17 protein-coding genes and 3 pseudogenes are annotated in these 22,246 nt (G+C 35.6%); 17 read left to right on the forward strand and 3 right to left on the reverse strand.

What is annotated here, in order from left to right; translation table 11 throughout:
* Window positions 1-19 precede the first annotated feature (19 nt).
* From O3651_RS04365 to O3651_RS04425, 13 genes are all read left to right on the forward strand, one after another.
* Window positions 20-715 (forward strand): Wzz/FepE/Etk N-terminal domain-containing protein, encoded by a 696-nt coding sequence (locus O3651_RS04365; protein WP_371609678.1) that lies wholly within the window; start codon window positions 20-22, stop codon window positions 713-715.
* 8 nt (window positions 716-723) lie between these two features.
* On the forward strand, window positions 724-1,437 hold the full coding sequence (locus tag O3651_RS04370) for a tyrosine-protein kinase (RefSeq protein ID WP_371609679.1): 714 nt from the start codon (window positions 724-726) through the stop codon (window positions 1,435-1,437).
* Between the two features lie 3 nt (window positions 1,438-1,440).
* On the forward strand, window positions 1,441-2,817 hold the full coding sequence (locus O3651_RS04375) for a sugar transferase (protein ID WP_371609680.1): 1,377 nt from the start codon (window positions 1,441-1,443) through the stop codon (window positions 2,815-2,817).
* A complete protein-coding gene (locus O3651_RS04380; protein WP_371609681.1) occupies window positions 2,804-3,610 on the forward strand; it encodes a DUF4422 domain-containing protein in 807 nt (268 codons plus the stop codon). Before O3651_RS04375 ends, O3651_RS04380 begins: the two co-directional genes overlap by 14 nt.
* Window positions 3,611-3,618: 8 nt before the next feature.
* Window positions 3,619-4,806: a polymerase gene (locus O3651_RS04385; protein ID WP_371609682.1), complete on the forward strand. Its 1,188-nt coding sequence runs from the start codon at window positions 3,619-3,621 to the stop codon at window positions 4,804-4,806.
* A 16-nt stretch (window positions 4,807-4,822) separates the two neighbouring features.
* Window positions 4,823-5,815: a glycosyltransferase gene (locus O3651_RS04390; RefSeq protein WP_125389914.1), complete on the forward strand. Its 993-nt coding sequence runs from the start codon at window positions 4,823-4,825 to the stop codon at window positions 5,813-5,815.
* Complete coding sequence (locus O3651_RS04395) at window positions 5,805-6,743, forward strand: beta-1,6-N-acetylglucosaminyltransferase (protein ID WP_125389913.1); 939 nt, start codon at window positions 5,805-5,807, stop codon at window positions 6,741-6,743. Before O3651_RS04390 ends, O3651_RS04395 begins: the two co-directional genes overlap by 11 nt.
* Window positions 6,743-7,888, forward strand: coding sequence for a glycosyltransferase family 1 protein (locus O3651_RS04400; protein ID WP_371609683.1), 1,146 nt, complete (start codon window positions 6,743-6,745; stop codon window positions 7,886-7,888). Before O3651_RS04395 ends, O3651_RS04400 begins: the two co-directional genes overlap by 1 nt.
* The gene (locus O3651_RS04405; RefSeq protein WP_371609684.1) at window positions 7,866-8,906 is read left to right on the forward strand and encodes a sugar transferase; all 1,041 of its coding nucleotides are present in this window, start codon (window positions 7,866-7,868) and stop codon (window positions 8,904-8,906) included. Before O3651_RS04400 ends, O3651_RS04405 begins: the two co-directional genes overlap by 23 nt.
* Window positions 8,907-8,923: 17 nt before the next feature.
* On the forward strand, window positions 8,924-9,913 hold the full coding sequence (locus tag O3651_RS04410; RefSeq protein WP_371609685.1) for a Stealth CR1 domain-containing protein: 990 nt from the start codon (window positions 8,924-8,926) through the stop codon (window positions 9,911-9,913).
* Between the two features lie 40 nt (window positions 9,914-9,953).
* Window positions 9,954-11,366 (forward strand): flippase, encoded by a 1,413-nt coding sequence (locus tag O3651_RS04415; protein WP_371609686.1) that lies wholly within the window; start codon window positions 9,954-9,956, stop codon window positions 11,364-11,366.
* An 11-nt stretch (window positions 11,367-11,377) separates the two neighbouring features.
* Window positions 11,378-12,478, forward strand: coding sequence for a UDP-galactopyranose mutase (glf, locus tag O3651_RS04420; RefSeq protein WP_371609687.1), 1,101 nt, complete (start codon window positions 11,378-11,380; stop codon window positions 12,476-12,478).
* A gap of 72 nt (window positions 12,479-12,550) precedes the next feature.
* Window positions 12,551-13,594 (forward strand): acyltransferase family protein, encoded by a 1,044-nt coding sequence (locus O3651_RS04425; protein WP_371609688.1) that lies wholly within the window; start codon window positions 12,551-12,553, stop codon window positions 13,592-13,594.
* Window positions 13,595-13,665: 71 nt separating this feature from the next.
* On the opposite strand, the pseudogene O3651_RS04430 reads toward O3651_RS04425, so the two are convergent.
* A pseudogene (locus O3651_RS04430) lies at window positions 13,666-14,825 on the reverse strand (IS256 family transposase); the annotation flags it as partial.
* 159 nt (window positions 14,826-14,984) lie between these two features.
* Here O3651_RS04430 and O3651_RS04435 point away from each other — a divergent pair.
* Entirely contained in the window at window positions 14,985-17,909 is a 2,925-nt protein-coding gene (locus tag O3651_RS04435; protein WP_371609689.1) for an SEC10/PgrA surface exclusion domain-containing protein, read from the forward strand.
* Window positions 17,910-18,090: 181 nt separating this feature from the next.
* Here the strand turns inward: O3651_RS04435 and O3651_RS04440 are convergent.
* Window positions 18,091-18,636, reverse strand: a pseudogene (locus tag O3651_RS04440) (transposase); the annotation flags it as partial.
* 47 nt (window positions 18,637-18,683) lie between these two features.
* Window positions 18,684-19,609, reverse strand: a pseudogene (locus O3651_RS04445) (integrase core domain-containing protein).
* A gap of 327 nt (window positions 19,610-19,936) precedes the next feature.
* On the opposite strand from O3651_RS04445, the gene comW reads away from it, so the two are divergent.
* The 3 genes from comW to O3651_RS04460 all read left to right on the forward strand — a co-directional run bounded on the left by comW (window position 19,937) and on the right by O3651_RS04460 (window position 22,181).
* On the forward strand, window positions 19,937-20,164 hold the full coding sequence (gene comW / locus O3651_RS04450; RefSeq protein ID WP_045500276.1) for a sigma(X)-activator ComW: 228 nt from the start codon (window positions 19,937-19,939) through the stop codon (window positions 20,162-20,164).
* Between the two features lie 242 nt (window positions 20,165-20,406).
* On the forward strand, window positions 20,407-21,675 hold the full coding sequence (locus O3651_RS04455) for a CapA family protein (RefSeq protein WP_371609690.1): 1,269 nt from the start codon (window positions 20,407-20,409) through the stop codon (window positions 21,673-21,675).
* Window positions 21,676-21,809: 134 nt separating this feature from the next.
* The gene (locus O3651_RS04460; protein WP_062006286.1) at window positions 21,810-22,181 is read left to right on the forward strand and encodes a DUF1033 family protein; all 372 of its coding nucleotides are present in this window, start codon (window positions 21,810-21,812) and stop codon (window positions 22,179-22,181) included.
* The last annotated feature ends 65 nt before the right edge of the window (window positions 22,182-22,246 follow it).

Raw genomic sequence — 22,246 nt, forward strand, 5'->3', positions numbered from 1 at the left:
CTCTGGAGAAAGTAAATACATGAATCAAGAAAATCAAATGATCGAAATCGATGTGTTGTTTCTGTTGAAGACACTTTGGAAACGGAAGTTTTTAATCATCTTAACTGCCTTATTGACGGGAATTTTAGCCCTAGGTTACAGTGTTTTTATTGCTAAGCCTACTTATAAGAGTACGACACGTATCTACGTTGTCAATCGCCAGCAGGGCGACAATCCTGCTTTGACCAACCAAGACCTGCAGGCAGGTTCGTATCTGGTAAAGGACTACAAGGAAATCATCTTGTCTCAGGATGTCTTGGCATCCGTCATTTCAGAATTGAAATTGTCAGGTTCACCATCTGACTTGGCGTCTAAGGTGACGGTGACTGTACCGACAGATACTCGGATTGTGTCTATTACAGTGACGCATGCGGATCCAGCAGAAGCCAGCCGTATCGCTAATACCTTGCGTGAAGTTGCTGCTGAGAAAATCATCGCTGTTACCAAGGTCTCTGATGTTACAACGCTGGAAGAAGCAGAAACACCGAAAACACCGTCTTCTCCAAACATTCGTCGCAATACCATCATTGGAGTGCTTGCGGGTGGTGTCTTGATGGTCCTTGTAGTAGTGAGCGTGGAAATCCTTGATGACCGTGTCAAGAAGCCAGAAGATATCGAAGAAACTTTGAGAATGACTTTGCTTGGTGTCATTCCAGATATGAGTAAGGTAGGTTAGGAGATACAATGCCAATATTAGAGTTAGCAAAAAAGAAAAAACTTTCTATTTCGAGGGTAGAGGAGTATTACAATGCTCTTCGAACCAATATCCAACTTAGTGGCGAGAACATCAAGGTGATTGCTGTGAGTTCTACCTTCCCAGGAGAGGGAAAGACGACAACATCAACCAATCTGGCTCTGACCTTTGCTAAGGCGGGTTACAAGACTCTTTTGATTGATGCGGATATTCGAAATTCTAAGATGCTTGGTGGTGTTTTTAGGAGTAGTGAGAAAATCACAGGCCTAACAGAGTACCTGTCTGGAAATACAGACTTATCGCAAGGATTGTGTGAAACGGATGAGGAAAATCTCTTTGTTATCACTTCAGGGCAAGCCTCACCAAATCCAACGGCACTTGTGCAGAGCGAAAAATTTGAGGTAATGATGGATGTTCTCCGTCGTCATTATGATTATATTATTGTGGACACTCCTCCTATTGGTATGGTCATAGATGCGACTCTTATTTCCAAGTTTTGTGATGCAAGCATGTTAGTAGTTGCTAGTAATGTAGTGAAACGGAAAATGGTTCAAAAGTCTAAGACCCAGCTGGAGCAGTCCTCTACTCCTTTCCTTGGTGTAATCTTAAATAAATATAATGTCGAAGCAGATAAATACGGTTTCTATGGTTCCTACGGAAACTATGGAGATCGTTTGAGAGAAGAAAAGAAAAGCGAGAAGTAATGTATGTTTAGAAAGCAAAGGGAAATTCAAGAGTTAGGAGTAGCTGTATTAGAACTGCTAGTGTCTATGCTGGCGGCCGTTTTAGTGAGCTTTATTTCTAATTCTGATTTGACGAGGACAAGTGTCTTTATCCTCTCTTTGCTTCATATCCTTGCTTTTTATATTAGTAATTATTTTCATCACTTTTTCCGTAGAGGTTACTTTGTAGAGTTTATCCAAACTTTAAAATATAGTGGCTTCTATGCTCTCTTTGTTACTTTTTCTTCCTTTATCATGGAGGAACATTTTTCTATCTCGCGCCGGGGGCTGATTTATTTCATCTTACTAAATGGTCTATTAGTTTATGCGGCCAATATTTTGTTCAAAAACTACTATTCTTCTATTCATGCTAGATCAAAGAACAGTACGAAAGTTTTTGTCATTACTACAAGCGCTAGGGTAGGAAAATTTTTTGCTCAAATTGAAAAAGCACAAGACTTTGCTGGTCAGATAGTGGCAGTAACAGTAGTGGATGATCCTTCTTTTACAAGCTCTGTTTTTGATGTGGTGCTGGAAAAAGATATGATTGAGTACGCAACCCGGTCGGTAGTGGATGAGGTTTTTATCAACCTACCTAGTGACCTCTATCGCTTGGAAGATTTGATTTCTCAGTTTGAGCATATGGGAATCGACGTTAATGTTAATATCAATGCCCTAGATTTCCCAACCAATGGCGAGAAGCGCATTCGCAATGTGGCTGGTTTTAATATTGTTACGTTTTCAACCCGCTTCTATAGTTATTACCATGTCCTTTTGAAACGACTTCTGGATATTGTTGGTGCCCTATTTGGTTTATTGATCTGTGGGATAGCCGCTATTTTCCTAGTGCCTCAGATCAAAAAAGATGGTGGTCCAGCTATTTTCTCTCAAGATCGAGTTGGGAAAAATGGTCGTATCTTTAAATTTTATAAATTCCGGTCCATGGCTGTGGATGCTGAAGAGCGCAAAAAAGAGCTGATGGCGCAAAATACGATGTCAGATGGTATGTTTAAGGTCGATAATGACCCTCGCATTACTCCGATTGGACACTTTATCCGCAAGACAAGTCTGGATGAGTTGCCTCAGTTTTGGAATGTCCTCAAAGGCGATATGAGTCTGGTCGGTACGCGTCCTCCTACTGTGGATGAGTATGAGAAATACACGCCTGAACAGAAAAAACGTTTGAGTTTCAAACCAGGTATCACAGGCCTCTGGCAAGTCAGTGGCCGCAGTGAAATCACGAATTTTGATGATGTTGTAAAGCTAGATGTGTCCTATATTGATGATTGGACCATCTGGTCAGATATTAAAATTTTACTAAAGACTATTAAAGTCGTACTAATGAAAGATGGAGCGAAATAGAGTGATAGATGTAAAAATCATTGTGGCAACACATAAAGAGGTTAAAATGCCTCAAGACGGTAGTCTATACTTTCCAATCCATGTTGGGAGCGAGGGTAAACCAGATATTGGTTTTATAGGTGATAATACCGGCGATAATATATCCTCTCTAAACCCATTTTATTGTGAGTTGACGGGACTTTATTGGGCATGGAAGAATCTTGATTACGATTACTTAGGTTTAGTCCATTATCGTCGTTACTTTACAAATAAATCTCAAGCATATAATGAAAATATAAATATGGATGATGTCATTTTGTCTCGTTCTAACATTGAAACATTATTAGAGAAATCCGATATAATAGTTCCAAAGAAACGAAAGTATTATATTGAAACTCTTTATTCTCATTATGACCATACTCTTAACGGAGAACATCTGGATCTTGCTAGGAAAATTATTGAGAAAAAGAGTCCAGAATATCTTTCCTCATTTGATAAAGTTATGAAACAGAGAAGCGGTTATATGTTTAATATGTTTATTATGAAAAAAGAACTATTAGACGACTATTTACCGTGGCTTTTCTTAATTCTAGATACTATGTACGAACAGATGGACTTAACGAATTATACCCCATTTGAGTCACGCTTATTTGGGCGCGTTAGTGAGCTGTTGTTTAATGTTTGGTTAGATAAAAAAGGAACAACGCCTGAAGAAGTACCATTTATGTATATGGAGAAAATAGATTTGTTTGAAAAAGGGAAATCTTTCTTAATGGCTAAATTTTTCGGAAAGAAGTATGGACAGAGTTTCTAGGAGGGAATATGAAAATCACTATCAAAAGATATTCACTGCCGGAAATTTTAGGACTAGTAGCATTAGCTATATTCCTCTTATTTTCGCTATTGAATGTAAGTCTTTACGCTCAGTTTATATCCCCTATGCTATATAATGTTGCGATCTTTTTGATAATTTTGTTAATGCTCTTGAAAGAATTTATATCTGGGAGTAATAGCTTTGAGTCTCTATTGGGTTTGCTAGGGGGAGCTACGCTCTACTTTATCATAGGGAGTGTAACGAGCTATACTTCGTTTATGGTCTTAGGGTTATCTCTGATATATAGCTTGAGGGATATCCCTTTTTCAAAAGTAGTCAAAGTAGCTTTTATCATTAGTATTGCTATGTTGTTCCTTGTGATATTGACTAGTAAGCTAGGTTTAATTCCTGATTACATCGAGTTTTCAGCAACTAGAGTTCGGCACTATCTTGGCTTTAGATATTCGCTATTTCCATCGACAATTATGCTGAATATCATAGCCATATCTTTTTTTTTAAAGCAAGAAACAGTGTCGTATCAGCGTCTTCTCATATTATTTTTAGTTTCAATGTACCTATATTTAGAAACTGATTCACGACTGGCTTTTATAAGTTCTTGTTTGTTACTATTAGCTAATTTAGCCATGAAGCTAATCCCGACTGTTATTGAGAAAATTAGTCTTTTATTAAAGCTTTTCACGCTTACCTATTTTGTTAATGCCTATTTAAGTTATTGGATTTCAAAAAATTACTTAAGTACCTCAAATGCTTTCTTAAATCATTTCTTCCATCAAGCAAATCAATTCCTAGGGGGGCGTATTTATTTATCAAATCGTTCGTTAAGTTTATATGGTTATGGGATGCTTGGGCAGAGAATTGCTTGGGTCGGGAATGGTTTGAGTATGCAAGGAGAGCGTAGTACGGATGCATATTTATATGTAGATAATCTATATATTCAGATTCTTCAACATTTTGGGCTGATAGCTTTAATTATTATTTTAACTTTACTGACTGCAACTTTAGTAAAGCTTTTGAAAAAGGGACAAATTGTCTTAAGTATTATTCTAATTTCCCTGAGTTTCCATGCTTTGATTGACGATTTGATATTGAATATCTATTATAATATTTTTTGGATTTTAATCGGTTCGTTAATCTATAGAAAATATAGATACTCAGAAAGTGAGATAATAATGTAAAGGAGAAATAACTCTTATGCCAACTGTTAGTTTGGTTATTCCAGTTTATAATGTTGAATCATATTTAGAACGTTGCCTAGAATCTGTAAAGAATCAAACATATAAAAATATAGAAATTATTTTGGTCAATGATGGCTCGACTGATGGATCAGGGGAAATTTGTAAAAAGTTTGTTAGCAAGGAAATTAGAGCAAAGGTTATCCACCAAAAGAATGCAGGGTTGTCTGAGGCGCGAAATACTGGCTTGAAATATATATCAGGTGATTTTGTCATGTTTGTAGATTCGGATGATTGGCTAGAATTGGATGCCGTCGAATTTTTGTTGGAACAAGCTATAAAACAAAATGCAGATATGGTTGTTGGTGGGGTATATAGGACTTCAGATGTTGTGAATCATCAAAAAAGTTTCCATACTTCAGAATTATTAACACAAGAAGAATACGCAAAACGATATTTTAAGATTGAAAGTCAGACTATTGAATATTACGTTTGGAATAAATTGTATAGAAGAAAAGTTGTCGAAGGAATTGAATTTCCCTTAGGTTTCTTTGCAGAAGATGTTCCGACAACGTTCCGATACATTTTAAATTCTCAAACAATAGTTGTTACTGATAAAATTGTATACAATTATTTTATCAATAACTCAGGTTTGACAGCTAAATTCACGTCTAAACATTTTGATGTTTTAAAGGGTTGGGATTTAGTATGCCAGTATGCTAAAGCAAGTAATAATGATAGGTATAAAGAATGGGCTCAAATTAATCGTTATAGAGCAGACCTAGCTCTTTTAACAGAAATAGCTCTTTCTTTAGATTATAAAAATATTCGTATAGTACATAAAGTTCAAATAAAGTCTATGATAGACGAATTGAAGAAAAATAAGAAAATTTTACTAAGACAGGCCATTCCTGTTAGTAGAAAAATACTGATCATACTTTTTACAACTTCGTACAACTTATTTGCAAATGCAATAAATACTATGATAAGGATAAAAAATTATGGTGCATAAGCACGCATATCTAATACTAGCACACAGTCAATTTAAACAACTAGCATTTTTAGTTTCTTTATTGGATCATCAAAATAACGATATTTTTATTCATGTTGATAAAAAATCAAATTTTAATGACTCTCATAAGAGTTTTATTGAATCTAGTGCCAATCTATCAAATGTTTATTTTACAGAAAGAGTTGCAGTTAGTTGGGGTGGATATTCACAAATTGAAGCTGAAATGCTTTTATTTAAAGCAGCGTCTAGGAGAGAATCTTATTATTTTTATCATTTAATAAGTGGTGTAGACTTACCATTGAGTTCTCAACAGAGAATCCATAATTTCTTTGATGATTATCCAAATTATTCCTTCCTTACTTTTATGAATATAGAGGAGAACGGTGAGGATATAAATAGATTTAAATATTATCACTTTTTTGAGAGTTTTACCTATCGCACTTTACCTGGTGCCATAGGTAAGCTTGCATTCAAGATTTATCGTAATTTAGAGGTATGGATTCAAAAACTACTCAGAGTTGATCGGTATAAATTATTTAATGTTAGTCCTATGAAAGCCAGTCAGTGGGTCTCATTACCAAGCGATATTGTGCAATTATTGATAGATAGAGAAGCAGATATTGAGAAGATGTTTAGGAAATCTTTTCTCAATGACGAAGTGTTTTTACCAATGATTTTAAATAAAGAACGAACAGACTATAGTGTGTTCGATTCATCAATTAACCATGGCTATAAAGAAGAGTTTCAAGGTAACTTACGCTATATTAATTGGTGGGATGGAAAACCATATACATGGACTGATAGTGAAAAAGATTTACATGAATTGAGAGATGCTGCACAAAAGGGATACCTATTTTCAAGAAAATTTGATATTGAGAAATATCCGCAAACGAAGAAACTGGTTATTGAGTTAACAAAGGAGATGTAATGGTCTATAAAATTTTAATGACAGGAATGTCTCCTGTTCTTGCTGGTACTGAAACATTTATAATGAACTATTATCGTCATCTTGATCCATCTAAGTTTCAAGTCGATTTTATTAAAAGAACTAGAGAACCGATTGTATTTGAAGACGAGATTATTTCAAAAGGATCAAGAGTGTATTATTTACCTCGTAAAGGAAAAAATCCTCTTAAATATATGAGAGAATTAAGAGAATTTTTTGCTACGGAAGGAAAAAAATATGATGCGATTTGGTATAATGCGATGGCAATTCCCAATCTCGATCTGTTAAAATATGCAAAAAAATATGGTATAAAAACTCGAATCATCCATAGTCATAGTTCAATGTTCAAGGGGAATAAAGTAAGACAAATTTTACACAATCTGAATCGTTCGAAATTGCCTCAAATAGCTACTCATTTTTTTGCCTGTTCAGGGATAGCTGCGGATTATATGTTCATCGATAAAATCCGATCAGGTGCGCAAATTATACAAAATGCTATTGAAGTAGATAACTTTTCATTTTCAGAAAAGGATAGACTTGATCTTAGAACAGAGTTAGGATGGAATGATTGTAGAGTTATTGGGAATGTCGGCCGACTAGATATCCAAAAAAACCAACCATTCTTAATAGATGTTTTTTATGAAGCTTACAAGAAAAATCCTAATCTTCGCTTAGTAATTATTGGTAAAGTTGCAGGTGCAAATTCAACCGTAGATTTAATCAAAGAAAAGATAAAATCTTATGGAATTGAAGATGAAGTTTTGTTGGCAGGAAGTCAGAAGGATATGAAGAGATGGTTAAGCTCCTTAGATTTATTTGTTTTGCCTTCAATATTTGAGGGGTTGCCTCTATCTGCTGTAGAAGCTCAAGCAAATGGATTGCCGGTTTTGGTGAGTGATGCAGTTACGACAGAATTGAAAATATTAGATTCAATCCGTTACCTATCTCTAGATGCCTCGATTACTGTTTGGGCAAAAGCTATACTTGAGTTATTGGAAAAACCTAGAGCCACTGAGTCTGAGATTGAGAAGATGTTTAAATTAAAAGGATTTGAAATTGAAACTCAAACATTAACCTTACAGAATATACTCTTAGGAGAAATGAATGAAAAAGTATCAGATTGTTGAATCGTATGGGACACACATGCACGCTGGTAGTAAAGCCACTAATGATTGTGTTAATATTTTGGAGGAAATAGGATTCGAAAAAATAGAAATTGTACGCCATAAGCCTGAGGATAAATCACCTGTTTCTAAAATAATAAGACAACTTTCTTTTTATAAACAGTGGAATAAGGTTTTAAATAAATTGTCCGAAGGAGATGTTTTATTATTACAACATCCCTATCGCAGAAATCACTTTGGTAGAACTCCAAGTCTTTTAAAATTGAAGGAAAAACAAGTGAAAATAATTTCATTGGTTCATGATGTTGAATTGATCAGAGGAATTTATGATGATCCATTTTATCAGAAAGAGTTTGATGAAATGCTATCTTTTGCTGATTCAATCATTGTTCATAATGAAGAAATGAAAGATTGGTTTGTTAAGTATGGAGTAGATGAAAAGAGACTAGTTATTTTAGAAATATTTGATTATTTAAATGATAAGAGCGTATCATCATTAATTGAATATTCAAAAACAGTTACAGTAGCTGGGAATCTATCACCTGATAAAAGTCCATATTTGTATCAGTTGGATAAGGTTCCTAGCATTCGTTTTCAATTGATGGGGATTGGATATCATCCTACAGAAGATGTTTCTAATGTTTCTTATTTAGGTGCTTTTGCTCCAGAAGAAGTTCCTAATCATTTAAATGGTGGATTTGGATTAGTATGGGATGGAGAAAGTTTAGATACTTGCGATGGAGTGACAGGAAATTATTTAAGATATAATAATCCTCATAAGTTATCTTTGTATCTTTCTTCGGGATTGCCCGTTATTGTATGGAAAGATTCAGCAGAAGCAAACTTTGTTGAAAAAAATGGAGTTGGTTTAGCAGTTAATAGTCTATTTGAATTATCTGAAAGACTGGAAAAACTCAGTCAGGATGAATATCTGCAACTAGTCACTAATGCTAAAAACATTATGAAAAAGCTTAAAGAAGGATATTATTTAAAATCTGCAGTAAATAAGATAATTGAATAAATTCTTTGGAGAAACATATGAATAATAAAATAGATCTTGTGATTACTTGGGTTGATGGTACAGACCCTGAATGGTTACAAGAAAAGAGGTTATACGAATCTGGTGCTCAATGGTCAGAATCAAATAATGCAAATCGTTACAGACCATCAGAGAATTTCAAGTACTGGTTTCGGGCAGTTGAACGCTATGCAGGTTGGATTAACCGAATTTTCTTTATAACTTACGGGCATGTACCAGAATGGTTGAATACAAAGAATCCAAAATTAAAAATTGTAAAACATAGTGATTATATACCTCTGGAATATCTTCCGACTTATAATTCTAATGTGATTGAATTGAATTTACATAGAATCGAAGAGTTAAGTGAGAACTTTATACTGTTAAATGATGATATGTATTTTGCTGCTCCTACTACAGCAGATGATTTCTTTAAAGAAAATCTTCCAAAAGATTTCGGTATTTACTTACCTATAATTCCACGTGAAAGTTTCAATCATATTGAGTTAAATAATACAATTCTGATGAATAAACATTTTCAACGGAAAAGGAAACCATTTTCAGAATGGCACAAGTTTTATAGTTTAAGATTAGGAAAGTATTTAGTTGGTAATATTTTCAGTATTTTTTATTCGGGGATTTTAGGATATAAAAATTATCATATTGGTTTGTCACATTTGAAATCGACCTTTAATTTAGTCTGGGAAAAGGAAATGAATTTGTTGGAGGAGGTTAGTTCCCATAGGTTTAGACAATTATCAGATATTAGTCATTATGTCATGTCTCACTGGAATGTGGAATCAGGTAAGTTTATGCCTCAATCGATTCATTTTGGGAAGTACTTTGATATTTGGGAAGTTGAACAAATACAGCAAGCTATTCAAAATGAGAAATACAAAATTATTTGTATCAACGATACGGATGAAGATGGGAAATTTTCTGAATATGATCAAAAAATACATCAAGCATTTCAATCTAAATTCCCTGATAAATCAAGTTTTGAATTGTAAATTTGCAGATTAATAAAAATATGTTTAGAAGTAAAAAATAATGAAAGTTCTAAAAAATTACGCATATAATCTCTCATATCAATTATTGGTTATTATTCTACCAATAATAACCACACCTTATGTTACTAGAGTCTTTAGCTCAGATGATTTGGGGATATATGGCTATTTTAATTCTATTGTTACCTATTTCATCTTGTTAGCGACTTTAGGGGTTGCTAACTATGGGACTAAGGAGATTTCAGGTAACCGAAAGGAAATCAAAAAAAATTTCTGGGGTATATATACCCTACAATTTGGTGCAGCATTATTATCGATTCTCTTATATATTCTCTTGTGCATGGGGATCTCTACAATGCAAAATCCAGTGGCGTATATATTGGGATTGAGTTTGGTTTCTAAAGGCCTAGATATTTCATGGCTATTTCAAGGGTTAGAAGATTTTCGTAAGATTACGGCAAGGAATATCACAGTGAAGCTTGTTGGTGTAAGTGCTATTTTCTTGTTTATAAAATCAGCGAGTGATTTATATTTGTATGTTTTTCTTCTAACAGCATTTGAATTGTTAGGTCAGTTAAGTATGTGGGTCCCAGCCCGTGAATTTATTGGAAAACCACATTTTGATTTAGGATACGCCAAACATCATTTGAAGCCTATTATTTTGCTATTCTTACCGCAGATTGCCATCTCGCTTTATGTTACTTTGGATCGTACGATGTTAGGAGCGCTAGCTTCTACGAGAGATGTGGGAATTTATGATCAAGCATTGAAATTGGTGAATATTTTATTGACCTTAGTAACTTCACTAGGGAGTGTCATGTTGCCACGAGTATCTAGTCTATTATCAAAGGGTGATCATAAAGCTGTGAACAAGATGCATGAGCTAGCTTTCTTGATTTATAATTTAGTTATTTTTCCAATTATAGCTGGAATCTTAATTGTTAATGATGATTTTGTTCAATTTTTCCTTGGGAAGGACTTTCAAGATGCACGCTATGCAATTTCTATTATGATTTTCCGCATGTTCTTTATCGGTTGGACCAATATTATGGGAATTCAAATTTTGATTCCACACAATAAAAATAAGGAATTTATGGTTTCAACAACTGTGCCTGCAATTCTCAGTGTTGGTTTGAATTTGTTATTTCTTCCTAAACTTGGTTATGTAGGAGCAGCAATAGTTTCAGTCTTGACAGAGTCTCTTGTATGGGGAATCCAATTGTTTTTCACCCGCGTATATCTCAAAGAAGTTCCTATTATTGGATCTATGGCCAAAATTATCCTAGCATCAGCTATTATGTTTGGCATTTTGCTAGGTTCAAAAACATTTATACATTTTTCGCCGACTATAAATGTTCTAGCATTTGCAGTGCTTGGTGGAATCATTTATCTTTTTACAATTCTATCTATGAAAGTAATAGATGTGAAAGAATTAAAACAAATCATTAAAAAATAATGGAGTTAACTATGTACGATTATCTTATTGTCGGAGCTGGTTTGTCTGGAGCAATCTTCGCATACGAGGCTACAAAACGTGGTAAAAAAGTAAAAGTGATTGATAAACGCGATCATATTGGTGGAAATATCTACTGTGAAAATATAGAAGGTATTAATGTCCATAAATATGGTGCCCATATCTTCCATACTTCTAATAAAAAAGTTTGGGACTATGTCAATCAATTCGCTGAGTTTAATAACTATATCAACTCACCTGTCGCAAACTATAAAGGAAGTCTCTATAACCTTCCTTTCAATATGAATACCTTCTATGCTATGTGGGGGACAAAAACTCCACAGGAAGTGAAAGATAAAATTGCTGAGCAGACAGCTGATATGAAGGATGTTGAGCCGAAAAATCTGGAAGAACAAGCTATCAAGCTGATTGGTCCGGATATCTATGAAAAATTGATCAAGGGCTATACTGAAAAGCAGTGGGGTCGCTCAGCGACAGAACTGCCTCCATTTATCATTAAACGCCTTCCAGTTCGTCTAACATTTGATAATAACTATTTTAATGACCGTTATCAAGGGATTCCTATTGGTGGTTATAATGTGATTATCGAAAACATGCTTAAAGATGTAGAAGTTGAACTTGGAGTAGATTTCTTTGCTCACCGTGAAGAGTTGGAAGCATCTGCTAAGAAAGTTGTCTTCACAGGAATGATCGACCAATATTTTGACTACAAACACGGAGAGTTAGAATACCGTAGCCTTCGATTTGAACATGAGACTTTGGACGAGGAAAATTATCAAGGGAATGCTGTAGTGAACTATACAGAGCGTGAGATTCCTTATACTCGTATTATCGAACATAAGCATTTTGAATATGGAACGCAGCCAAAGACAGTTATCACGCGTGAATATCCGGCTGACTGGAAACGTGGAGATGAACCCTACTATCCGATTAACGATGAAAAAAATAATGCGATGTTTGCTAAGTACCAAGAGGAAGCTTCAAAGAATGATAAGGTTATCTTCTGTGGGCGTTTAGCGGACTATAAATATTATGATATGCATGTGGTTATTGAGCGAGCACTTAATGTAGTAGAAGAAGAGTTTGGTAGCTAAAGATTTGATGTTAAAATGAGGAAATACTTCTTTTCCTCATTTTATTAATCTTAATAGGAGATAGAGAAAGAAATGAATGCTTACAGTCAACAGAATCCTAAACGTATCGAATGGATAGATTTTGGGAAAGGTTTAACAGTTTTAATGGTTGTCTTTGGACATGTTGTTTTAGGATTATTTGAATCTAAACGATTTGAGGATAGCAATCAATGGTTATTATTTGTGACGCAGGTTTTTTATTTGTTCCATATTCCGGTATTCTATGCCTTGTCAGGATTTTTCTTTAAACCAGTTGCGGACTTGAAGAGCTATGTGAAATTTGTAAAACAAAAAACAATTATCTTAGGAATTCCGTATTTGTTTTATTCAATTGTACAGTTTATCCTTCAAAAAATAGGTGGTGCAACGGTAAGAAATGCAGCTTCTTTTTGGGATTTAGTAAATATTTATCAAACACCACTTGGTGTATCCTGGTATCTCTATGTTCTTTGGTGGATTTACCTAGTCGTTGCCTTCCTTTCTATTTGGATAAAATCCTACCGTCATTTATTTATCATTAGCATTGTTGCTTATTTTATTTCTATTTTTACACCTGTAAATATCTATGTGGTGCAGAAAATTTTCCTATGGACTTTTTTCTTTTTGTTAGGGTCATGGATAAGACACTCAGGTGTTGGAACTTTTTTGACAAATAGATGGAAATCGATTAGCTGTGTGACACTTGTCGCCATAACAGTATTTTTAACTTATTGGCAGTTATCTGCACCTACCTTCTATATTTCATATGACAGACCTGGATTAAATGGACTCATTTTTCCAGTGTCTGTAATTCTAGCCATGGCTTCTTATCCGATTTTGAATACGGTAAAAGGTTTTGGTGAATATTTCCGAAAGATAGGAAAAGATAGTTTAGTAATTTATCTGTTACATGCCCCAATAGTTTCTGTAACTAGAATAACTTTATTGAAGTTAGGTGTTGGGAATGTCTTCCTTCATGTAATTTTGGGACTCTTAATGGGTTGGTTTGGTTCGATTATCATACTTTATGTAGCTAAAAAAATACCTTATGGAGATTTTGTATTTTACCCAATGAAATATTTAAAAAAACAAAAATAGAGAATAATGTAGTGTAATATAGATTCTGTCAATAATTTTGCGTAAACACTTAAGTAGAGCTGAGGAATGTTAATTAATAGGCTTTCCAGCGTGCCAGAACATTGCCCAATTCCTCTATATATTCGATATTCGTTAACTTTGCCTGAATTGTAATCTTCAAACAAGGTCACCAAATAATGCTCCAGAGTTTTCTCATTAGGGGAAAATCTTCTTCGTTTGGTATTTGATTTCCTTGTTGAGTGATTCAATGAGATTGGTTGAGTAGATATTAAACCAAATCTGATGGGGAAACTGATAAAGAGTTAAAAGAACGTCCATTAACTCTAGATTCTCCCTTGCTTTCCCGTATTTGGGTTTCCATTCGATGATAAAGGTATCTAGGGCTTATTCTGCCTCTTTCGGTGTATTCAAACGATAAATCCTCTTATACTGTATCAGAATAACTGCTTTATCGGTTCGTTTCACTTTACTAGCTAGATTGCGACTGACATGAATCAACCGATACTGTTACTTGGCTAATGGATAGGCCTTCCTATAATCTGGTCAAGTCCCTTAAATCCATTTATCGCCACAGGGGAAACTAGCTAGCTCCCGTATTTGTGAATCTTATCCAGAAGATCTGACTAAGAAGCATTGTTTTTATTTGGGGCAATCTCGTAACCTAGAATAGTTTTCGGTCCTTATGGTGTGGTTACAAGTGCCATCTTTACTGATATTTTCTCGTCTTAATGGAAGGTAAGTTCCGTCAAGAAATAAGACAGATAATTAGCTTCTAATGTTCGGTCATGAAAAACAGCCACATTCTCCTAAGTTGCTTTTGAGATGTTGGAAATCGTGGTTGGACTATAGTGATGACCGTACATGCGCTTTAGGATATCGCTGATCTCCCGAGTCGTTATCCCTATCTGATAAAGTTTAATAATTATATTTTATAAATAATCATCACGCTGTCCATAAGCTGGTATTAAAGCTGGACTAAAATTCCCATTTCGATCTCTAGGGATGGTCAGATGAATCTTGCCATATTTAGTTTTAAAATTTTTTTGAATAAGCTCCATTACGACTGCTACCGATATTATAAACTTCTCATCATAAAGTTCATATCTCAAAAGGTGGATGATTCTGCTTGAAGTAGATCATTCATAGCTGTTTCAATGGAAGAACGGAAAAATTCGTTGATATTTTGTTTTTGGGCTAGGGAGTGAAGCGACTCTGTGGTAAACGGGGACATAGGAATAAATTTCTTTCTAGTAATATTTCACTATTTTACTATAACGGATTTATTCCTTTTTACCCTATTGTACTATATGAATAAATAAGTTGAAAAGAATCAAAAAAATGATATAATTAATATTGATTATACATAAAATTTCTAGGAGACTATAAACTAATGGATAAAAAAATTAAAACAGCATTGGTGTCAACTGCGGCGGCTTTTATGGCATTATCTGCTCAACAAGTAAGTGCAGATGAAACAAGCAATCAACCAGTTGGTAACGAGGCTACTGAATCAGAATCTCTGAAGCAAGTTACTGATACGCAAGTTTCAGATGCTGAGAAAAAAGTAACAGAGACTAAAGAAATAATCGAGCAAAAAGAAATTAGCTTAAAGCAGGCAGAAGCTGATGCAAAACAAGCGATAGAGAATGAAAAAGCTGCGGCGGAGATAGCAAAAGAAGCAACTCCAGCAAACATCCAAAAAGCTAAAGTTGATGCTACGAAAGCTAGTATTGATACTGATATCGCTAAGGCTGATATAAATGCAAAAAAAGCTACTCGAGATGCTCTTGCTAAAGATGTAGCAACAAAACAATCAGAAATCGAAAAAGCGAATGCAGATGTACAAGCTGCTACTAAAAAAGTACAAGACTTAGAAAATGGAGTTCCTTCTCTAGTTGCAGCTGAAGAGGCTAAAGCAAAAGCTGCTATTGAAAGAGCAGAAGCTGAAAAAGCAAAAGAAGCTGCGGAGAAAGCAAAAGATACAGCTAAAGCAGCTGATGAAGCTGCAGCTAAGAATCTGGCTGTTAAAGAAAACGATTTAACTATAAAAAAACAAGCTTTAGCAGAAAAAGAAAAAGCACTTAAAGATCTTGGAGAAGCTCCACAAGGATACGATTTCTCTGATGTTAAATTTAACTTAGGAGCTGATTTTGCAGCTGCATTAAACGAACGTGCTAAATTAATGGGTGAAAATGATCCAAATAACACTGGTGATGGACGTGCCAACGAACTTAGCACAAGAAATCAAGCTGAAGTAACTGCTAATGCTGAAAAATTAAAACAATTAGCAAAAACTAATATGGCTAAAAATACCTACACTAATACAACTGACAAACGTGAAGTTGATATTTGGAACTTAACAGCTGATCAAAAGAGAGAGATTAACTTATTCGGTCTTCACATTGTTAACCAAATCCGCGAACAACTAGGAAATCCTAAAGTTAAAACAACTGTAGGTATGGAAAAATTCGCAAATGAAGCTGCTGATGCACGTAACAAAAAATATGCAAAAGTTACAGAAACTTACGCTAAACCTGACTACGATGGAATTAATGTTGCAGCAAAAGCAAATGGTTTGTCGTACAAAACTGGTGAGAATCAAAACCAAAGTGATATAATTTTTGCAAATGCAAAAACATTCCAAAAAACAGAAGATAGTGAAGTATTCAAATCGGCTCAAAATCTAAATACTTTAATGCAAAATAGTACACGTAGACCTAAAATGACAATGGGTCAATTAAAAGAATACATCTTCGAAGCATATAATAGTAAAATGTTCACTAATAACGAAGACTATACAGGGGCAAATTCTCACCGTGCATGGGAAAATGCTTTATCTATTGGTGGAAGCATTGCATTCCGTAAAGATGGAAAAGGAAACAAATTAGGACGCAAAGCTTCTGAGTACAATGCAACAAGTGTAACTGCATCTGTTAGATTCAATCCAAACCCGTATGTAAATCAACGGAAAGAGTACAGATACTTCACTAATCTTGAAATCTTCGTTCACAATTTCCAAACAGCTGGAGAGAACAAAGCTGTAGGACAAGAAAGAAATAGTATTGTAACTGATCCTAGTAAATTCGATGCGACTGAAATTAAAAATGATCCAACAGCTGCAAAAGAATATAGTGCGAAAAAGCAAGCAGCTGAAAAAGCAGTTAATGATGCTAAAGCTGATGTTACTAAAGCACAAAACAACTTAGAGACTGCGAAGCAATACAAGGCACAATTACCAGCTGCTGAAAAAGCTCTTACTGATGCAACTAATAAACTTACAGTTGCTGAAAAAGCTCTTACTGACGCTGAAGCTAAATTAAACAACTTACGTCAAGATGCGACTAATAGAGCTGACGAGCTTAATAAGGCTAAAGCAGCGTTAGCAACTGCTAAGCAGGCTGCTGAAAAAGCGAAGGCGACTCTTACTGTTGCTCAAACTAAATTAGCTAAAGCTGAAAAAGATGTTCAGGCTACTGCTTCTCTAGTGATGACTAAAGTAGCTGCTAAAGATCAAGCAGAAGAATTAGTACGTTCTCTTGAAAATGCAGCAAAAGCATTGGAACTTGCTAAAGTAGCTAAAAAAAATGCGGATGCCAAGGTTGAAGAACTTCATAAATCCTTAGCTGAGAAACAAACTGAGCTAGTTAAATTTGAAGAAGAGTATAAAAAACTTCTAAAACAATATATTTCTACTTTGACTCAACCTGAAAATCCTGAATTAAATTTTTATGAAGAAGTTAAAGAAGAAGACATCAAGTTTAATATTGTGGAAGAATTAGACTCATCACTTAAAGAAGGCGAGCGTGTTGTTAAACTTAAAGGTATAAATGGTCGTAAAAAAGTTAAGACTATAGTCTTTAAATCTTCTGGAGAAGAAGTTGGTCGTATAGTTGATAGTGAAGAGGTATTAGAGAAACCTGTTGACGAAATCATTCTAGTAGGTACCAAGAAAGAGAATTTACCAGTTCCACCACTTCATGAGAATCCTGGAGATAAGAAATTATCTGGGGATAAAACAGATGATAAAAAGATATCTTCTGTTAAACCTGAGGAAAAGAGAACTGCTCCTCGAGATGTATTTAAAGATGAAAAGAAAAATTCTAATACAAATGTATCGAAGGATGTTAATAAAATACTTTCAGAATCCCAATCAGTATATATGGCACCAAAAGTAAAGGAACAAACTGTGGGTGTAGCTAATACTCAAAAACTTCCTAGAACAGGTGTAGAAAGCTCAAAGGCATCAATTGTGCTTGCAATTAGCGTAGCAACTACTTCTTTAGGACTAGTCGCAATAAAAAAGAAAGAAAAATAGTTTTTTTAATTGGCTCTTTGTCAAAGGTACTGTGTTGATGAAAAACTAATATTGAGAGAGAACAGTAGTAGGAACCCAATGAAAAAGTAGCTCTACAGTTTAAGCAAAATGAAAAATGAGGATTCCATCTCATCTTGGGTAGCTTTGGTTTTTTTGTCAACTGTAGTGGGTTACCCAAAAATCATATTCTGGAGAGGACTAAATCAGTCTTCTCCTTTTTGATATCCAAAGCGATGAGGATTCTAGTTCTAAAATTGTCAAAGTTCCGAAAGCCAAAAGCGTTGCGCTTGATGACTTTGATGAGGTTGTTAGTGGCCTCCAATTTTGCGTTAGAATAGGGTAATTCCAGAGCGTTGATAATTTTATCTTTGTCCTTAAGAAAGGTTTTAAAAACAGTTTGAAAGATGGGATTTACACAAGAAATGATATCTTCAATGAGATCAAAGAAATGATCAGCCTGTTTCTCTTGAAAATGAAAAAGCAAGAGTTGGTAGAGTTCATAGTGTTCTCGGAGTTCTGGAGAGTAAGAAAGTAGCTTCTCTAGAATCTCTCTATTGGTCAAGTGCAACCGAAAAGTTGGACGATAAAATCGTTTGTGACTTAGTTTCCGACTATCCTGTTGAATGAGTTTCCAGTAGCGTTTCAGTGCCTTATATTCGTGCGATTTTCGATTCAATTGATTCATGATTTGAACACGAACACGGCTCATAGCACGGCTGAGATGTTGTTGAAAAGGCAACAGTTTGCTGTACAAAATTTATAAAGTGTATTGATTTAACTCATTAACCTCATTGTCATGGGTGTTTGATAATTAAGACTGTCATGAAACCGGTGAATATTTCACTAGTGGACATAATTTTTTGTCTTAATTAATAGTTAATTATTTTAAAGCTTGAATACTCTCTTGATTGAGTAATTCAAGCTTGAAAGCATGTTAAGTACTTGCAGCTAAAGCATTGTCGTAGGGACAACCAGATTGGTTCAGTGAATGAGCAATATTGAAAGATTGAAGTATTTCATCAATGAAGCATTATCAAACTCTTTTGCCCTACCAGAATTAAAGAGATAGACCTCAGTTAAAGCATAAGGAATGCTCTGTAAAGCTTCTTTGATTAAGTCATTTGTCTTGGGCTAGCCAACGGATAACTCTATGATTTCTAGGTTATAGAGATAGATGATAAAATAGACATAGATTCAACGTATCCCAACTCGGACATAAGTCAAATCAGTTACCAACACTTCTAAGGACTTGTAGTTGTCGAATTCTCTGTCTACATGATTGGAACTGGAGTTTCATTTTTTTCTTTTTTAATGGATGTTGAAACTTGCTTTCTGATATGCTTAGATCAAGTTTAATCTCTTCATGATTCGATGGATTAGACGTCGTGAAAGCTAAATTTCTTGTTTTTTAGGAATCTACACATGGTAGAAATGCTGTATCATCCTTGTTAGCAGTTATTCTTCTCCTTTTTGCCAACATCACTGTCGCTTGTTTTTAGGATATCAATCTGCATTTTAAGTTCTTTATTACCCTTTCTATGAGTAATGAATTCTCACTGTTCATCCGTAAAATTATTAATAGTTTTAAATGAATTAGTAGTTCTGGCTTGTTTAACTCAATTATAGAAAGTTAAAGGGGTAAGATCTTATTCCATAATAACGTTACTATCCTTTTTCCCAGTAGTATAAAGGGAAATGATCTATTGTTTGAAGTCATCTGCAAAAATGCGACGTGGTTTTCTAAACATAAAATTTTCTTATTCCTTTAATGTAGAACCCTTTATAATTTTTGTTTAGTTTAGTGTAAACTATTCAAGTTGAGTTCTAAATTTAGAGTATTAAATCGTAAATGATTAGCAAAAAGGTTGTTCTCCCAACTCCCAAATGTCATAAATATTCCCTGAAATGTCATTCTCTAGTGCCTAACCCTACCTTTCAGCTCTTAAATGAGACAAGATACGTTTCTTGTCCCTAATCCCCTCCTTTTTGCGTTAAACTAGTGTTAAAGCAAAAAGATTGGAGTTATAATGGAAATTCAAGAAATTTATAATCAATTCAGAGATTACTATGGGGAGCTTGAGGATGAGTATGCTCATTGTCAAAGGACGAGTCTGGAGTGGGAAAGCCTGCATTTGCGCTATCTGATTTACTATTTGATGCGCTATGGTATTGGGGAGATGAAGTTTTTTAATGCCTATCATTATCGGGCAGCTTATCGCTGGTATTTGCAGTCCTTGATGCTGGGCTCTGCCTGATATTTAGAGAGTGGGACAGAAATCGGTAATTGCTTAGAATGCGAGTTCGTCGTCCCACCTCCGCACAGTTGAGTAGGGCTGTAAAAGCTGATGAAATCAGCGTAGTAGAGCCCACTCAACCACTGCGTCTTGCTCGACAACCCAAAGACAATTGAGAGGCTAGGACTTTTGTCCCAGACTCTTTTTTATTCCCTTGGGAGGATAATTTATGATAAAATATAAGTAATACGGAGGTTGGCAAAATGGAGAAAAGATCTGGAACCAAGCGACAAGTAGCGTTAAGCAACCGTGCCTTTATCCTTGCCCTGCTGGGAACGGTATTTGTATCAGCGGCAGCAATTTTATTGTTTCAAAGCATCATGGGGCTGCCTAAGGGAAGCAGTGGGAATGTTGCTAAGGATGCTCCCAAGTCCTCCTCGGTTGCAGGAAAGAAGATCGACTCGAAAACGGTGCGCATTATGGCTAATGGCGATCTTTTGTACCATGATGGACTTTATATGAGCGCTCAGAAGGCTGATGGTAGCTATGATTTTTCGGAAAATTTCACCTATGTCAAGGACTGGCTTCATCAAGGCGACTTGGTCTTAGGGGATTTTGAAGGGACCATTCGCTCGGACTATCCTTTGGGAGGCTATCCGCTTTTCAATGCTCCAGAGGCTGTTGTGCCCGCCATCAAAGACGCCGGCTACCAAGTAGTGGATCTGGCCCATAATCACATCCTAGACTCAGGGCTTGAGGGAGTCTTTACGACTGCCAAAGCCTTTGAAAATCAAGGAATTAGCCCAGTTGGTGTCTATACTCACAAAAACAGGGATAAATCGCCTATCCTGATCAAAGAGGTAAAAGGCATCAAGATTGCTATTCTGGCTTATTCCTATGGTTTTAATGGCTTGGAGTCCAGTCTCAGTCAGAAGGAGATTGATCATCACCTATCGACCTTTGATGAGGAGAAGATGAAAGCGGAGATTAAGCAGGCGGAGAAAGAAGCGGACATCACGGTAGTCATGCCACAGACGGGGATCGAGTATCAGCTGGAGCCAAATGAGGAGCAGGTCGAGCTCTATCATAAGATGGTGGACTGGGGAGCGGACATCATTTTTGGTGGGCATCCGCATGTAGTGCAGCCCTCAGAAATTCTTGAAAAAGATGGTCAGAAGAAGCTGATTATCTACTCTATGGGGAATTTTATCTCCAATCAGCGGATTGAAACCATGGCTGGTGTGGATACGGCTGAGTGGACCGAGCGTGGTGTCTTGATGGATGTGACCATTGAAAAGACGGATAAGGGGACCATTATCAAAAAAGCTCAGGCGCATCCCAGCTGGGTCAGCCGTGTGGAAAAGGGAACTTACTCACCAGAGGGTTACCCGCTTTACACTTATCAAACCCTTATCTTAGAGGATTTCATCGAGGGTGGAAAATATCGCAATCAGCTGGATCAGGCGACCAAAGATCGGATTGATACGGCCTATAAGGAAATGAAAGAGCATGTGCATCTGAATTGGAAATAAGCACAAAAAGCGACACTCCCTTTTGTTTCTTTGCCTTTCTTTGATGAAAAACGAACTATTATAGAGCCGACGAGCAAAATAGTTTCATTATCAAAGAGATTTATATATAATATAGGATACAAAAGGGGACAGGTATGTACAGCGTAATAGAAATGTATGGCGATTATGAGCCCTGGTGGTTTTTAGACGGTTGGGAGGATGATATCATTGAAAAAAGGTATTTCGATGATTATTACACCGCCCTCAAATACTATAAACACCGCTGGCTAGAGATGTCTGAAGCATCTCCATTTTATAAAAGCCGCAGTGATCTTATGACGATTTTCTGGGATCCGGCCGATCAACGTTGGTGTGAGGAGTGTAATGAAGATATTCAGCAATACCACTCCCTGCTTTTGTTAGAAAATGAAAGTAAGATCCCCAAGAGCAAGTATCGTCCAGGCTACCGCAAGCAAAATGCTACTGAAAAACACCGCATTTGCAAAATTAAAGTGCGGGCTAGGTAGGATAAAAGTCAAAGAATGGAGAAAATTTCTTCATTCTTTTTTTATTTTTTCTCATTTTGTGCGAA

The sequence above is a fragment of the Streptococcus sp. 27098_8_73 genome, assembly GCF_041432495.1.
GTDB lineage: Bacteria > Bacillota > Bacilli > Lactobacillales > Streptococcaceae > Streptococcus.

Coding starts and splice junctions, on each gene's coding strand:
- O3651_RS04365 (WP_371609678.1), top strand. CDS start 20: ATGAATCAAGAAAATCAAATGATCGAAATCGATGTGTTGTTTCTGTTG.
- O3651_RS04370 (WP_371609679.1), top strand. CDS start 724: ATGCCAATATTAGAGTTAGCAAAAAAGAAAAAACTTTCTATTTCGAGG.
- O3651_RS04375 (WP_371609680.1), top strand. CDS start 1,441: ATGTTTAGAAAGCAAAGGGAAATTCAAGAGTTAGGAGTAGCTGTATTA.
- O3651_RS04380 (WP_371609681.1), top strand. CDS start 2,804: ATGGAGCGAAATAGAGTGATAGATGTAAAAATCATTGTGGCAACACAT.
- O3651_RS04385 (WP_371609682.1), top strand. CDS start 3,619: ATGAAAATCACTATCAAAAGATATTCACTGCCGGAAATTTTAGGACTA.
- O3651_RS04390 (WP_125389914.1), top strand. CDS start 4,823: ATGCCAACTGTTAGTTTGGTTATTCCAGTTTATAATGTTGAATCATAT.
- O3651_RS04395 (WP_125389913.1), top strand. CDS start 5,805: ATGGTGCATAAGCACGCATATCTAATACTAGCACACAGTCAATTTAAA.
- O3651_RS04400 (WP_371609683.1), top strand. CDS start 6,743: ATGGTCTATAAAATTTTAATGACAGGAATGTCTCCTGTTCTTGCTGGT.
- O3651_RS04405 (WP_371609684.1), top strand. CDS start 7,866: ATGAAAAAGTATCAGATTGTTGAATCGTATGGGACACACATGCACGCT.
- O3651_RS04410 (WP_371609685.1), top strand. CDS start 8,924: ATGAATAATAAAATAGATCTTGTGATTACTTGGGTTGATGGTACAGAC.
- O3651_RS04415 (WP_371609686.1), top strand. CDS start 9,954: ATGAAAGTTCTAAAAAATTACGCATATAATCTCTCATATCAATTATTG.
- glf (WP_371609687.1), top strand. CDS start 11,378: ATGTACGATTATCTTATTGTCGGAGCTGGTTTGTCTGGAGCAATCTTC.
- O3651_RS04425 (WP_371609688.1), top strand. CDS start 12,551: ATGAATGCTTACAGTCAACAGAATCCTAAACGTATCGAATGGATAGAT.
- O3651_RS04435 (WP_371609689.1), top strand. CDS start 14,985: ATGGATAAAAAAATTAAAACAGCATTGGTGTCAACTGCGGCGGCTTTT.
- comW (WP_045500276.1), top strand. CDS start 19,937: ATGGAAATTCAAGAAATTTATAATCAATTCAGAGATTACTATGGGGAG.
- O3651_RS04455 (WP_371609690.1), top strand. CDS start 20,407: ATGGAGAAAAGATCTGGAACCAAGCGACAAGTAGCGTTAAGCAACCGT.
- O3651_RS04460 (WP_062006286.1), top strand. CDS start 21,810: ATGTACAGCGTAATAGAAATGTATGGCGATTATGAGCCCTGGTGGTTT.